Annotated in this window: 10 protein-coding genes; 9 read left to right on the top strand and 1 reads right to left on the bottom strand. The window is 61.9% G+C overall.

All coding sequences use genetic code 11. From position 1 onward, the window contains the following. Positions 1 to 318: 318 nt before the first annotated feature. From gbcA to ALTER154_RS19695, 8 genes are all read left to right on the top strand, one after another. Positions 319 to 1,611, top strand: coding sequence for a glycine-betaine demethylase subunit GbcA (gene gbcA / locus ALTER154_RS19730; protein ID WP_160089624.1), 1,293 nt, complete (start codon positions 319 to 321; stop codon positions 1,609 to 1,611). 865 nt (positions 1,612 to 2,476) lie between these two features. Next, entirely contained in the window at positions 2,477 to 3,454 is a 978-nt protein-coding gene (locus tag ALTER154_RS19725) for a dipeptidase (protein WP_160089622.1), read from the top strand. Between the two features lie 191 nt (positions 3,455 to 3,645). Next, positions 3,646 to 4,176 (top strand): DUF5943 domain-containing protein, encoded by a 531-nt coding sequence (locus ALTER154_RS19720; protein WP_160089620.1) that lies wholly within the window; start codon positions 3,646 to 3,648, stop codon positions 4,174 to 4,176. 15 nt (positions 4,177 to 4,191) lie between these two features. Next, positions 4,192 to 6,252 (top strand): dimethylglycine demethylation protein DgcA, encoded by a 2,061-nt coding sequence (gene dgcA, locus ALTER154_RS19715; RefSeq protein ID WP_160089618.1) that lies wholly within the window; start codon positions 4,192 to 4,194, stop codon positions 6,250 to 6,252. Between the two features lie 104 nt (positions 6,253 to 6,356). Then, positions 6,357 to 8,321, top strand: coding sequence for a dimethylglycine demethylation protein DgcB (gene dgcB, locus ALTER154_RS19710; protein ID WP_160089616.1), 1,965 nt, complete (start codon positions 6,357 to 6,359; stop codon positions 8,319 to 8,321). Next, a complete protein-coding gene (locus ALTER154_RS19705) occupies positions 8,318 to 9,541 on the top strand; it encodes an electron transfer flavoprotein subunit alpha/FixB family protein (RefSeq protein ID WP_160089614.1) in 1,224 nt (407 codons plus the stop codon). The genes dgcB and ALTER154_RS19705 overlap by 4 nt, the downstream gene beginning before the upstream one ends. Before the next feature lie 95 nt (positions 9,542 to 9,636). Next, positions 9,637 to 10,410, top strand: coding sequence for an electron transfer flavoprotein subunit beta (locus ALTER154_RS19700; RefSeq protein ID WP_160089612.1), 774 nt, complete (start codon positions 9,637 to 9,639; stop codon positions 10,408 to 10,410). Between the two features lie 25 nt (positions 10,411 to 10,435). Next, positions 10,436 to 10,681: a hypothetical protein gene (locus ALTER154_RS19695; protein WP_160089610.1), complete on the top strand. Its 246-nt coding sequence runs from the start codon at positions 10,436 to 10,438 to the stop codon at positions 10,679 to 10,681. Positions 10,682 to 10,824: 143 nt separating this feature from the next. On the opposite strand, the gene ALTER154_RS19690 is transcribed toward ALTER154_RS19695, so the two are convergent. Then, positions 10,825 to 11,871, bottom strand: coding sequence for a low specificity L-threonine aldolase (locus tag ALTER154_RS19690; RefSeq protein ID WP_160089608.1), 1,047 nt, complete (start codon positions 11,869 to 11,871; stop codon positions 10,825 to 10,827). A gap of 291 nt (positions 11,872 to 12,162) precedes the next feature. Here ALTER154_RS19690 and glyA point away from each other — a divergent pair, with 291 nt between their 5' ends. Beyond that, on the top strand, positions 12,163 to 13,416 hold the full coding sequence (glyA, locus tag ALTER154_RS19685; RefSeq protein ID WP_160089606.1) for a serine hydroxymethyltransferase: 1,254 nt from the start codon (positions 12,163 to 12,165) through the stop codon (positions 13,414 to 13,416). Positions 13,417 to 13,438 lie beyond the last annotated feature (22 nt).

The raw sequence follows: 13,438 nt of genomic DNA, 5'->3' as shown, positions 1-13,438 counted from the left end.
TATGGGGCGGATTGTGCGCACTGGCGGATGGGCTCATTTATCTGCCAGCGACATTTACATGCTTATCGCGACCTGCCGCGCAGGCCTTGGTTTGCCGCGTCGGAAACGGATGTGACCATGTCGTCCATAGACAAGGTTTGGCCCACGCTCAGCGCCACACTCGCAGCCAGCCGAAGCAAAAAGGTCACGAGCGAATTCCTCTTTCATCCAGTCGCCATCGGCGGGCGTAGAACGGGGCAATGACGCCACCTTGCGTGATACCGACTAGCCACTTTATTGCGGCAACTCGCCGAGCGAGTCGCCATTGAGGAGTTACCGATGGACGTCACTTCCACCCTGAGCCTGGGCGATCCGCTGGAGCCTGCACGCAAGGCCACCGCCGAGATGCTGCAAAGCCGCGAGCGCACCTTTTCGTTGCCGCAGCCGTTCTACAACGACGAGCGCCTGTTCAAGATCGACATGCAGGAGATCTTCCACAAGGAATGGCTGATTGCCGGCATGACCTGTGAGATCCCGGCCAAGGGTAACTACCTCACCCTACAGATCGGCGATAACCCGATCATGGTGATTCGCGGGGCCGATGGTGTGGTGCATGCCTTCCATAACGTCTGCCGTCACCGGGGTTCGCGCCTGTGCACCAGTGACAAAGGCAAGGTGGCCAAGCTGGTGTGCCCTTATCACCAGTGGACCTACGAACTCGACGGTCGCCTGCTGTTTGCTGGCACCGAAATGGGCGCGGATTTCGACCTCAAGGACTACAGCCTTAAGCCGGTCAACTGCAAAGTGGCCGGTGGTTACATCTTTATTTCCCTGGCGGAAAACCCACCGGCCATTGATGAGTTCCTCAGTACGCTGGCTCATTACATGGAGCCGTACGACATGGAAAACACCAAGGTGGCTGTGCAAACCACCTTGATGGAAAAGGCCAACTGGAAGCTGGTGCTGGAGAACAACCGCGAGTGCTACCACTGCAACGGTTCGCACCCCGAGCTGCTCAATACTCTGCTGGAGTGGGATGACGTTACCGACCCGCGCGCCACCCAGGCGTTCAAGGATCAGGTGGCGGAGTGCACGGGTCGCTGGGACAAAGACAATATTCCCTACGCCCATGCCAGTTTTGGTCTGCGCAACCGCATCGTGCGCATGCCGCTGCTCAAGGGCACTGTGTCCATGACTATGGACGGCAAGCAGGGCTGCAAGAAACTCATGGGCCGCATCACCGATCCCGACTTGGGCTCGATGCGCATCCTGCACCTGCCGCACTCGTGGAACCACTGCATGGGCGATCACATGATTGTCTTCACCGTGTGGCCGATCAGTGCCCAGGAAACCATGGTCACCACCAAATGGCTGGTGCACAAGGATGCCGTGGAAGGCATCGACTATGACGTGGCGCGCCTGCGTCAGGTGTGGGACGCCACCAATGATCAGGACCGCCGTCTGGCCGAAGAAAACCAGCGCGGCATCAACTCGACCGCTTATCAGCCCGGCCCGTACTCGAAAACCTACGAGTTTGGCGTGGTCAACTTTATCGACTGGTACAGCGAGCGTCTGCTCAACAACCTCGGCGCCGCACCTGCGCCCTACCTGAAAGGGGTTGCCGCCGAGTAACGGAGCTGGCGGGTTGGTCGCCCGCCGGAACGGCTCCACACTCAGGCCTTCATGGCCGCTTTGCTGCCCGCAGTCTGCTGCGGGCATTTTTTTAGCCCCGCCAATGTGCGCCATTACCTGCGCGCAAGTGTTACCGCTCAGCCAGCAACGGGAACACAAACGAGTAGCAGCACCCCAGAATGGTGACTGCTTGTGTCAGCTTGGCTGCCTTGTATTTTCATATACCATTGATTTGTAAGTGATTTCTAAAGTTGGCACGTTGAATGCTTTATTTCCTGCACAAAAACAATAACAAGCATCAGCAGAACAATCGTATCGACTCAAGGCACAACAAAAACAAGAGTACCCACGAGTCGCAAACAGATTTTTTTGGAAAGGGTATGTGATTCGGGTTTTCCCGCAACCAGGCCGAAAAGAATAAAACTACCTTGAGGTAGCTCGGTGTGCCGGTTGGATCATTGCAGGGGTTTTGGCAATGGCGATTGCTGTATCAGTAACCAAAAAAATACGTTTGCCCTTGGTTCCACTTGGAATCACCGAAAGCGATGACGCAACAGACAGCGATAAAACAACAATAACAGTCGCCAAATAATAAAAATAAAGCACACACCCAATTAGAGGGGAGCCTAGGCTCCCCTTTGTGCTTTCTGCGGTTTCGTTTTTCTTCCCCTCGCGACCTTTCCGCACGCCCGGCAATGCAGCCGGGTGGCCGCTCACTCGGTGGCTTATCCATAGGCGACCCGGCTTTGACGCTTTCGGCAATACCCCAGTCGTTTTTGCACCGGGTCGCCCGAGCCCCCAGGGATATGCTCAGTCCAAAGCGCCAACAACGGGTTTGGCGACACCGCTAAAAGGGGACTGCCTGATGAGCCCAGCCGAATTACACGCCGACAGCATCGTCATTGACGGGCTGATCATCGCCAAGTGGAACCGCGAACTGTTCGAAGACATGCGCAAAGGCGGGCTGACGGCGGCCAACTGCACCGTGTCGGTGTGGGAAGGCTTCCAGGCGACGGTGAACAACATCGCCGCCAGCCAGAAACTGATCCGCGAGAACAGCGACCTGGTGATGCCGGTGCGCACCACCGCCGATATTCGCACCGCCAAGGCGCAGGGCAAGACCGGCATCCTTTTCGGCTTCCAGAACGCCCATGCGTTTGAAGATCAGATCGGCTATGTCGAGGTGTTCAAGCAGCTCGGCGTGGGCATTGTGCAGCTGTGCTACAACACCCAAAACCTGGTCGGTACCGGCTGCTACGAGCGTGACGGCGGGCTGTCCGGCTTCGGCCGCGAGATCGTTGCCGAGATGAACCGCGTCGGCATCATGTGCGACCTCTCCCATGTGGGCTCGAAGACCAGCGAGGAAGTCATCCTCGAATCGAAAAAGCCGGTCACCTATTCCCACTGCCTGCCGTCGGGGCTGAAAGAGCACCCACGCAACAAGTCCGATGCCGAGCTGAAATTTATCGCCGATCACGGCGGCTTTGTCGGCGTGACCATGTTTGCGCCGTTCCTGGCCAAGGGCATCGACTCGACCATCGACGACTACGCCGAAGCCATCGAATACGTGATGAACATCGTTGGCGAAGACGCCATCGGCATCGGCACCGATTTCACCCAGGGCCACGGCCAGGACTTCTTCGAGTACCTGACCCACGACAAGGGCTACGCCCGCCGTCTGACCAGCTTCGGCAAGATCATCAACCCGCTGGGCATCCGCACCGTCGGCGAATTCCCCAACCTCACCGAAACCCTGCTCAAACGCGGCCATTCCGAGCGCGTGGTGCGCAAGATCATGGGTGAGAACTGGGTAAGGGTTCTGGCGGATGTCTGGGGCGAGTGATGAATACCTGCGGAGCCTACTGCGCCCACCGATAGCTGCGTCGCGTCCTCGCGACAAGCTCGCCGTACATGCGTACTGCTCTCGCTTGTCGCTGCGGGTCTCCTTGCTCTCGGCGTGCTCGCTACGGCTTCACAGGCATTCATCGGCACCTTTCAAATACGCAAGACAACGAATTCTGGAGCACTGAACACATGGCCACCCACGCACCCGAAATGCCCATCCAGGTCGACGACGAAACCGGCGTCTGGACCACTGACGCGCTGCCGATGCTCTATGTGCCGCGGCATTTCTTCGTTAACAACCACATCGGTATCGAAGAGGTACTGGGCGCTGAGGCCTATGCCGAGATTCTCTACAAGGCCGGCTACAAGTCCGCCTGGCACTGGTGCGAGAAAGAGGCCGAATGCCACGGCCTGTCCGGCGTGGCGGTGTTCGAGCACTACATGAAGCGCCTGTCGCAACGCGGCTGGGGGCTGTTCGAGATTGAAGCCATCGACCTGGCCGCCGGCACTGCCTCGGTGAAGCTCAAGCACTCGGCCTTCGTCTACGTCTACGGCAAATGCGGGCGCAAGGTCGACTACATGTTCACCGGCTGGTTTGCCGGCGCCATGGATCAGATTCTCCAAGCCCAGGGCAGCGCGCTGCGCACCGTGGCCGAGCAGGTCTATGGCGGTTCCGAAGAGGGCCACGATGATGGCCTGTTTATCGTCAAGCCGCGCTAAGTCGAGGATCGAGTCATGGCTTTCGAAGCAATGTTCCAGCCGATCCAGATCGGCAAGCTGACTATTCGTAATCGCATCGTGTCCACCGCGCACGCCGAGGTCATGGCCACCGACGGCGGCATGACCACCGAGCGTTACGTCAAGTACTACGAAGAGAAGGCCAAGGGTGGCGTCGGTCTGGCCATCTGCGGCGGCTCGTCGGTGGTCTCCATCGACAGCCCGCACGGCTGGTGGAGCTCGGTGAACCTGTCGACTGACCGGATCATTCCGCACTTCCAGAACCTGGCGGATGCCATGCATAAGCATGGTGCCAAGATCATGATCCAGATTACCCACATGGGCCGCCGCTCACGCTGGGATGGTTTCGACTGGCCGACCCTGATGTCGCCGTCCGGCATCCGTGAGCCGGTGCACCGCGCCACCTGCAAGACCATCGAGCCGGAGGAAATGTGGCGCGTCATCGGTGACTTCGCCAAGGCGGCGGCTCGGGCCAAAGCCGGCGGCCTGGATGGCGTCGAGCTGTCGGCCGTGCACCAGCACATGATCGATCAGTTCTGGTCGCCACGGGTCAACAAGCGCACCGACGAATGGGGCGGCACCTTTGAAGGCCGGATGAAGTTCGGCCTGGAAGTGATCAAAGCGGTGCGCGCCGAGGTGGGTCCCGACTTCTGTGTGGGCCTGCGTATCTCCGGTGATGAGTTCCACCCGGACGGCCTCTCTCACGAAGACATGAAGCAGATCGCCGCCTATTACGATGCCACCGGCCTGATCGACTTTATCGGCGTGGTCGGCTCTGGTGCCGACACCCACAACACCCTGGCGAACGTCATCCCGAACATGAGTTACCCGCCGGAGCCGTTCCTGCACCTGGCCGCCGGGATCAAGGAAGTGGTCAAGGTGCCGGTGCTGCACGCGCAGAACATCAAAGACCCGAACCAGGCCACGCGCATTCTCGAAGGCGGCTATGTCGACATGGTCGGCATGACCCGCGCGCACATCGCCGACCCGCACCTGATCGCCAAGATCAAGATGGGCCAGGTCGACCAAATCAAGCAGTGCGTCGGTGCCAACTATTGCATCGACCGCCAGTATCAAGGTCTGGATGTGCTGTGCATCCAGAACGCCGCGACCAGCCGCGAATACATGGGCCTGCCGCATATCATCGAAAAAACCAGCGGACCTAAGCGCAAGGTGGTGATTGTTGGCGGTGGCCCGGCCGGTATGGAAGCAGCGCGCGTCGCCGCCGAGCGTGGCCACGATGTGACCCTGTTCGAGAAGAAAGACAGCCTCGGCGGGCAAATCACTTTAGCCGCCAAGGCACCGCAGCGCGACCAGATGGCCGGCATCACCCGCTGGTTCCAGCTGGAGTTGGCCCGCCTGAATATCGACCTGCGCCTGGGTACTGGTGCTGATGAAGCGAGCATCCTCGACCTGCGCCCAGATATCGTGGTGCTGGCCAACGGCGGTCATCCGTTTATCGAGCAAAACGAACATTGGGGCGCCGCTGAAGGCCTGGTGGTCAGCAGCTGGGACGTTCTCGATGGCACCGTCGCACCCGGCAATAACGTGCTGGTGTACGACACCATTTGCGAATTCGGCGGTATGTCGGTGGCCGACTTTATCGCCGAGAAGGGCGCCAAGGTCGAGATCGTCACCGACGACATCAAGCCGGGTGTTGCCATGGGCGGCACCACGTTCCCGACTTACTACCGCAGCATGTACCCGAAAGAAGTGATCATGACCGGCGACATGATGCTGGAGAAGGTCTACCGCGAAGGCGACAAGCTGGTGGCGGTGCTGGAGAACGAATACACCGGCGCGAAAGAAGAGCGGGTGGTCGATCAGGTGGTGGTGGAAAACGGCGTGCGCCCTGACGAGCGCCTGTACTACGCGCTCAAGGAAGGCTCGCGCAACAAGGGCCAGATCGATGTGGAAGCGCTGTTCGCGATCAAACCGCAGCCTTGTTTAGCTGAGAAGGGTGACGGCTATCTGCTGTTCCGCATCGGCGACTGCGTAGCCCAGCGCAACACCCATGCAGCGATCTACGACGCGCTGCGGTTGTGCAAGGATTTCTGAGCCCAGCACAACATCGATGGTTTGACCCGGTCTAGCCCCCTCTCCCTCTTGGGGAGAGGGGACTGAAATGCATCATCCCCTGACATTGGCGGTGGGAGCCTCACATGTTGAACACCCTACTCCCCATCCTGCTTTTCGCCGCCCTGGCCCTTGCGGTTATTGGCGCGGCGAAGCGCTTTCTGATGTGGCGCCGTGGCCGTCCGGCCCAGGTCGATTGGCTGGGCGGGCTGCTGGCCATGCCGCGCCGTTATATGGTCGACCTGCACCATGTCGTGGCCCGCGATAAATACATCGCCAACACCCACGTGGCCACAGCGGGCGGCTTTGTCCTGGCGGCTCTGCTGGCGATTCTGGTGCATGGCTTCGGCCTGCAGAGTCGCATCCTCGGCTTCGCCCTGTTAGGTGCCACCGCGTTGATGTTTGTCGGCGCGCTGTTTGTCGCCAAACGCCGCCTCGACCCGCCATCGCGCTTGTCGAAAGGCCCGTGGATGCGTCTGCCGAAAAGCCTGCTGATGTTTGCCGGCAGCTTTTTTATCGCCACGCTTCCTGTTGCCGGCATCCTGCCGGAAGGCTTTGGTGGCTGGATTCTCGCGCTGCTGCTCACCGTTGGCGTGGCCTGGGGTGTCTCCGAGCTGTTCTTTGGCATGACATGGGGCGGGCCGATGAAGCACGCCTTCGCCGGTGCCCTGCACCTGGCCTGGCATCGCCGCTCTGAACGCTTTGGCGGTGGTCGCTCGACCGGCCTCAAAGCCCTGAATCTGAATGATCCGAAAGCCCCGCTGGGCGTGGAAAAACCCACGGACTTCACTTGGAACCAGCTGCTTGGCTTTGATGCCTGCGTGCAGTGCGGCAAGTGCGAGGCGGCCTGCCCAGCCTTCGCCGCCGGCCAGCCGCTCAACCCGAAGAAGCTGATTCAGGACATGGTGGTCGGCCTGGCTGGTGGCACCGATGCCAACTTTGCCGGTTCGCCTTACCCAGGAAAACCAGTGGGCGAACACGGCGGTGGCCCACACCTGCCTATCGTCAATCTAAATGGCAAGGCGCTGGTCGATGCCGAAACGCTGTGGTCGTGCACCACCTGCCGCGCCTGCGTTGAGGAGTGCCCGATGATGATCGAGCACGTCGACGCCATCGTCGATATGCGCCGCCATCTCACGCTGGAAAAAGGCGCCACGCCGAACAAGGGCGCTGAGGTGCTGGATAACCTGATCGCCACCGACAACCCCGGCGGTTTCGCACCGGGTGGCCGGTTGAACTGGGCGGCGGATTTGAACCTGCCGTTGATGGGCGATAAGCAGAACGTCGATGTGTTGTTCTGGGTCGGCGACGGCGCCTTCGATATGCGCAACCAGCGCACCCTGCGCGCCTTTGTCAAAGTGCTGAAAGCCGCCAAGGTCGACTTCGCTGTGCTCGGCCTGGAAGAACGCGACAGCGGCGACGTGGCCCGGCGTCTGGGTGATGAAGCGACCTTTCAGCTGCTGGCCAAACGCAATATCGCCACCCTGGCCAAGTACCAATTCAAACGCATCGTCACCTGCGACCCGCACAGTTTCCATGTACTGAAAAACGAATACGGCGAGCTGGGCGGTCGCTATTCGGTGCTGCACCACAGCACCTATATGGATGAACTGATCAGCGGCCAGAAACTCAACCTCGGCCAGCACAAAGGCGGCTCGGTCACCTACCACGACCCTTGCTACCTGGGCCGCTACAACGGTGAGTACGAAGCGCCGCGTAATGTGCTGAATGCCATCGGCATCGAGGTGAAGGAAATGCAGCGCTCGGGCTTCCGCTCCCGCTGCTGCGGAGGTGGCGGTGGTGCACCGATCACCGATATCCCCGGCAAGCAGCGGATTCCCGATATGCGCATGGTCGATATCCAAGAAACCGCCGCCGAGCTGGTCGCCGTGGGTTGCCCGCAGTGCACTGCGATGCTCGAAGGCGTGGTCGGCCCGCGTCCGGAGGTCAAGGATATTGCCGAGCTGGTGGCCGATGTATTGATCGAGGGCGTGGTCGAGCCGAAGCAGCCGGTGCGGGCCCCGCGTGAAGCAGCCGAGGTAAGCCCATGAGCGACCTGATCCGCCGTGATCCACGGGCTGAATGGATCGCCCGTAACCGCCTGCATCCGCTGCATGCCGCCGCGCAACCGGCCGTCGCTAGCTGGCTCAGCGCCGCCGGGGTGCTGCGCAAGAACCCGCATGCAGTGGGCTTTATCGGCCCCAATGGCCTCAAACGTATCGACCGCTCCGGCGCGCAGCAAGCCGGCAGCCAGAAACGCAGCACGGCCAGTACCGTGGTACAGCTGCCGCTGCATGTGGTCGAGCAACCGGCGTTCTATATCGCCGTGGTGCCGGACATGGTCGGCGGCCGCCTGAGCGCCCACGACAAGGACCTGCTCGGCCTGGCGCACAAGCTGGCCGGCAGCGACGGTGCTGTGGTCGCGGTGATCTTTGGCGAGCACAAGGAAAGCGCCTTCGACAGCAATGGCGTCGACCGTCTGCTGCAGTACGCCGGTGACGATTTTGACGGCTACGCCCCGGAAGCGCGGGTGTTGGTACTCGGCGCAGTAGAGCGGCAATTGTCGCCGCGCCACTGGTTACTGCCCGACAGTCGTAGCGGTGGCGGTGAGCTGGGCCGGCGTCTGGCCGCCAAACTGGGTGAGCGCCCGGCCACGCGGGTTTGGCAGGTGGCCGATGGCATGGCCAGTGGGCGTGCCGGTGCCGGACGGGAAGATTTGGTGCAACAAGCGCCACGCCTGATTCTGGCCGCCGTGGAGTGCGCCGAACCGGTCAGTGAAACCCGCCATGAGGTGCGCCCGCTGGCGCTCAGTGAAGCGCTGGTCAGCCACTTGCCGCGTATTCAAGATCTCGGCGCGGTGGCGGTGGACCCGGCGCAGATCCCCATGGCCGAGGCCGAATTTATTCTCTCTGGCGGCAACGGTGTGAAGGATTGGGCGCTGTTCCATCAGGCCGCTGCGGCGCTGGGCGCCACTGAAGGCGCCTCACGAGTAGCAGTGGACGATGGCTTTATGGGCCGCGAACGCCAGGTCGGCGCGTCCGGCATCTGGGTCACGGCGCGGGTTTACGTGGCCGTGGGGATTTCCGGGGCGATCCAGCATCTGCAAGGCATCGGTGCCTGCGACAAAGTGGTGGCGATCAACCTCGACCCGACCTGCGACATGATCAAACGCGCCGATCTGTCGGTGATCGGCGAGTCTGCTGCGATCTTGCAGGCGCTGATTGAGCGCGTCGCCGCCCATCGGCAGGGAGCAGAACGTGATGCAGCCTAAGCAAACTGTAGGGTGGGGGACGCTTCATCCATCCACCAACGCCCACACCGCCATGGTGGAAGAGCACAGCGTCTTCCACCCTACGGAGCTGCGCCATGACTGATTTGCAGGTAGTTACGCTGGTTTCCGTAGGCGCTCACCCCACCTCCGGTCGGCCACGCCGCGCCGAGCAGGACGCCCGCGCGGTCGAGCTGGGGCTGCGTCTGGCCGGTGAGCGGTTGCAGGTGCTGCATGCCGGCGATCCTCAGCAGGAAGCGCTGCGCGCTTATCTGGGAATGGGCCTTGAGCAGATCAAAATTCTCGAACAGCCGGCGCACAGCGATGCGCTGCCGGTGCTGGCCGAGTACCTGGCCGACTCCAGTGCGCAGCTGGTGTTGACCGGCAGCCAGGCGGAAACCGGCGAAGGCTCGGGCATGCTGCCTTACCTGCTGGCGGAACAGCTCGGCTGGCCGCTGGTGGTTGGGCTGGCAGCGGTGGAGCAGGTCAGCAATGGTGTGGCCCAGGTGCTGCAAGCCCTGCCGCGCGGACAGCGCCGGCGCTTGCAGGTGCGTCTGCCGTTTGTCGCCAGCGTCGATAACGCTGCGCCCGTCGCCCGACAGAGCGCCTTCGGCCCGGCGCGGCGTGGCCTGTTGACGGCCGAAGAGGTGGAGTTGGTTACCGATCCGTTGTTTGCCAGCGCCCAGCTGCAGCCGGCCAAGCCCCGGCCCAAGCGGCTCAAGGTGATCAAGGCCAAGACCGGCGCCGAACGTATGAAGGCGGCGACGGCCAAGGCATCCGGCGGCGGGGGACAGGTGCTCAAGGATGTCTCGCCGCAAGCGGGCGCGGAGGCTATCTTCAAATTGTTGTTGGAAGAAGGCGTGCTGCGCTAGCACGCCACCATTGGAGGAATTGAGCATGATGCACGCCGACCTGATCGATCAGGAGGACCTACGCGAACGCCTGGTGGCGCTAGGGTTGTCGATTCCACCCGGGGTCACTGCCGAGCAGGCGTGCGAACATGCCGTCAGCGGCCTGAGCCCGGAGCGCGCGCTGGCCCTGCGGCGTCTGGTGGAGGAGTTGCTCGGTGGCAGCGCGACGCTGTTGCCGAATGTGCGCGAGGCCATTTCACGCACCTTGCTGCCAGCCTTGGTGCCGCGCTAGACGCGCCGCAGATTATCCATGTAGGAGCGGGCCATGCCCGCGAACCTCGCAATCGCGGCCATGGGCCGCTCCTACTGGTTGCAACCGATAACGGGGGCAAGTGTCTCGCAAGAGACGCTGTAACCGTCTGAGTCGAAAAGGTTCTAGTTCGTTGCCGTCATCGCCTGGCGAATATCCCCTGCCAGCTGGCGCACTCGCGCTTCGTCGGTGTCCCAGGAGCACATAAAGCGTGCACCGCCAGCCCCGATAAAGGTGTAGAAGCGCCAGCCCTGGCCCCGCAGGATTTCCAGCGCCGGTTCCGACATCTGCAAAAACACGCCGTTGGCCTGCACCGGGAACATCAGGCTGACCCCCGGAATATCGCTGACCAACTCGGCGAGCAGCTGCGCGCAGCGGTTGGCGTGCTGGGCGTATTTCAGCCAGGCATCGTTCTGCAGGATGCCGACCCAGGGTGCGGACAGGTAGCGCATCTTCGAGGCCAGCTGACCGGCCTGCTTGCAGCGGTAGTCGAAGTCTTCGGCCAAATCTTTATTGAAGAACAGGATGGCCTCACCCACTGCCATGCCGTTCTTGGTGCCGCCAAAACACAGCACGTCTACACCGGCCTTCCAGGTCAGGTCGGCCGGGCTGCAGCCGAGAAAGGCGCAGGCATTGGAGAAGCGCGCGCCGTCCATGTGCAGATGCAGGCCCAGTTCGCGGCACACCGTGCTGATCGCGCGCACTTCGTCGGGGCTGTAAACGGTACCGACTTCCGTGGCCTGGGTCAGGGTCACTACGCGGGGCTTGGGGTAGTGGATGTCCTGGCGTTTGAGGGCGATCTCGCGGATCGCTCCGGGGGTGAGCTTGCCGTTCTCGGTCTTGGCCAGCAGCAATTTGGAGCCGTTGGAGAAGAACTCCGGCGCGCCGCATTCGTCGGTTTCGACGTGGGCGGTCTCCGAGCAGATCACGCTGTGGTAGCTCTGGCACAGCGACGCCAGGGCCAGTGAGTTGGCCGCCGTGCCGTTGAAGGCGAAAAACACTTCGCAGTCGGTTTCAAACAGGCGGCGGAAGTGGTCGGCGGCGCGTGCGGTCCATTCGTCGTCGCCATAGGCGCGCTGGTGGCCCTGATTGGCTTCGGCCATGGCCGCCCAGGCTTCCGGGCAAATGCCGGAGTAGTTGTCGCTGGCGAATTGTTGCGAGAGATCGGGCATGGGAGCTTCCTTGTGGGCGCTAACGCTAAGCCGTTTGGGATGCTTCTACTGTATCCGTGGTCACGCCTGCGTGCAGATACGGTGGCGACATCCTCTGCCATACAGGCGAAGCCGCAGCGCGCTGTCGCCTATAAGGCCTGCGCAATTGCGACGCGTGCATGTCGCAAACGCAATCCCCCGTGGCGTGCCTAGGCATCTGACCGATCAGGGCCAGTCATACCATCGGCTCACAAGGGCTCAGCCCGCTTCCGACACAGATGCGCCACACCCCGGTGCCGCAGGAGATCAGTGATGTTCAGCAAGAACGACCAGATTCAAGGCTACGACGATGAATTGCTCAGCGCCATAAACGCCGAGGAGCGCCGTCAGGAGCACCATATCGAGCTGATCGCCTCGGAAAACTACACCAGCCAGCGGGTTATGGAAGCGCAGGGCAGCGGCCTGACCAACAAGTACGCCGAAGGCTATCCGGGCAAGCGTTATTACGGCGGCTGCGAGCATGTCGATGTGGTCGAGCAGCTGGCCATCGACCGTGCCAAGAAACTGTTCGGCGCCGATTACGCCAACGTGCAGCCGCATTCCGGTTCGTCCGCCAACAGCGCGGTGTACCTGGCGCTGATCAATGCCGGCGACACCATCCTCGGCATGAGCCTGGCCCACGGCGGCCACCTGACCCACGGCGCCAAGGTGTCGTCCTCGGGCAAGCTGTATAACGCCGTGCAGTACGGCATCGACACCGCCACTGGTCTGATCGATTACGACGAAGTCGAGCGCCTGGCCGTTGAGTGCCAGCCGAAGATGATCGTCGCCGGCTTCTCCGCCTATTCCAAGACCCTGGATTTCCCGCGTTTCCGCGCCATCGCCGACAAGGTTGGAGCGCTGCTGTTTGTCGACATGGCCCACGTCGCCGGCCTGGTTGCCGCCGGCCTGTACCCCAACCCGATTCCCTTTGCCGATGTGGTCACCACCACCACCCACAAGACCCTGCGCGGTCCGCGTGGCGGGCTGATCCTGGCCAAGGCCAATGCGGATATCGAGAAGAAGCTTAACGCGGCGGTCTTCCCCGGCGCTCAGGGCGGCCCGCTGATGCACGTGATTGCTGCCAAGGCGGTGTGCTTCAAGGAAGCCATGGAACCAGGCTTCAAGGAATACCAAGCGCAGGTGATCAAAAATGCCCAGGCCATGGCCAAGGTGTTTATCCAGCGCGGCTACGACGTGGTTTCCGGCGGTACCGACAACCACCTGTTCCTGGTCAGCCTGATCCGTCAGGGCCTGACCGGCAAAGACGCCGATGCCGCCCTGGGGCGCGCCGGCATTACGGTCAACAAGAACGCCGTGCCGAATGACCCGCAGTCGCCGTTCGTCACCTCGGGCCTGCGTATCGGCACCCCGGCGATTACCACGCGCGGTTTCAAGGAAGCACAGAGCATCGAGCTGGCCGGTTGGATCTGCAACATCCTCGACCACCTCGGCGATGCCGATGTTGAGGCACAGGTGGCGACTCTGGCGGCAGGTTTGTGCGCCGATTACCCGGTTTATCGCTGAACGCAATGACCCTGTAGGAGCG

The organism is Pseudomonas sp. 9AZ (assembly GCF_902506525.1).
Classification (GTDB): domain Bacteria; phylum Pseudomonadota; class Gammaproteobacteria; order Pseudomonadales; family Pseudomonadaceae; genus Aquipseudomonas; species Aquipseudomonas peli.
Note: the sequence above shows the minus strand (reverse complement) of the source record. Positions and strands in the feature narration are given on the sequence as shown.

Bases quoted from the DNA above. Each gene is read 5' to 3' on its own strand.
- gbcA (WP_160089624.1), top strand. From the start codon at position 319: ATGGACGTCACTTCCACCCTGAGCCTGGGCGATCCGCTGGAGCCTGCA.
- ALTER154_RS19725 (WP_160089622.1), top strand. From the start codon at position 2,477: ATGAGCCCAGCCGAATTACACGCCGACAGCATCGTCATTGACGGGCTG.
- ALTER154_RS19720 (WP_160089620.1), top strand. From the start codon at position 3,646: ATGGCCACCCACGCACCCGAAATGCCCATCCAGGTCGACGACGAAACC.
- dgcA (WP_160089618.1), top strand. From the start codon at position 4,192: ATGGCTTTCGAAGCAATGTTCCAGCCGATCCAGATCGGCAAGCTGACT.
- dgcB (WP_160089616.1), top strand. From the start codon at position 6,357: ATGTTGAACACCCTACTCCCCATCCTGCTTTTCGCCGCCCTGGCCCTT.
- ALTER154_RS19705 (WP_160089614.1), top strand. From the start codon at position 8,318: ATGAGCGACCTGATCCGCCGTGATCCACGGGCTGAATGGATCGCCCGT.
- ALTER154_RS19700 (WP_160089612.1), top strand. From the start codon at position 9,637: ATGACTGATTTGCAGGTAGTTACGCTGGTTTCCGTAGGCGCTCACCCC.
- ALTER154_RS19695 (WP_160089610.1), top strand. From the start codon at position 10,436: ATGATGCACGCCGACCTGATCGATCAGGAGGACCTACGCGAACGCCTG.
- ALTER154_RS19690 (WP_160089608.1), bottom strand. From the start codon at position 11,871: ATGCCCGATCTCTCGCAACAATTCGCCAGCGACAACTACTCCGGCATT.
- glyA (WP_160089606.1), top strand. From the start codon at position 12,163: ATGTTCAGCAAGAACGACCAGATTCAAGGCTACGACGATGAATTGCTC.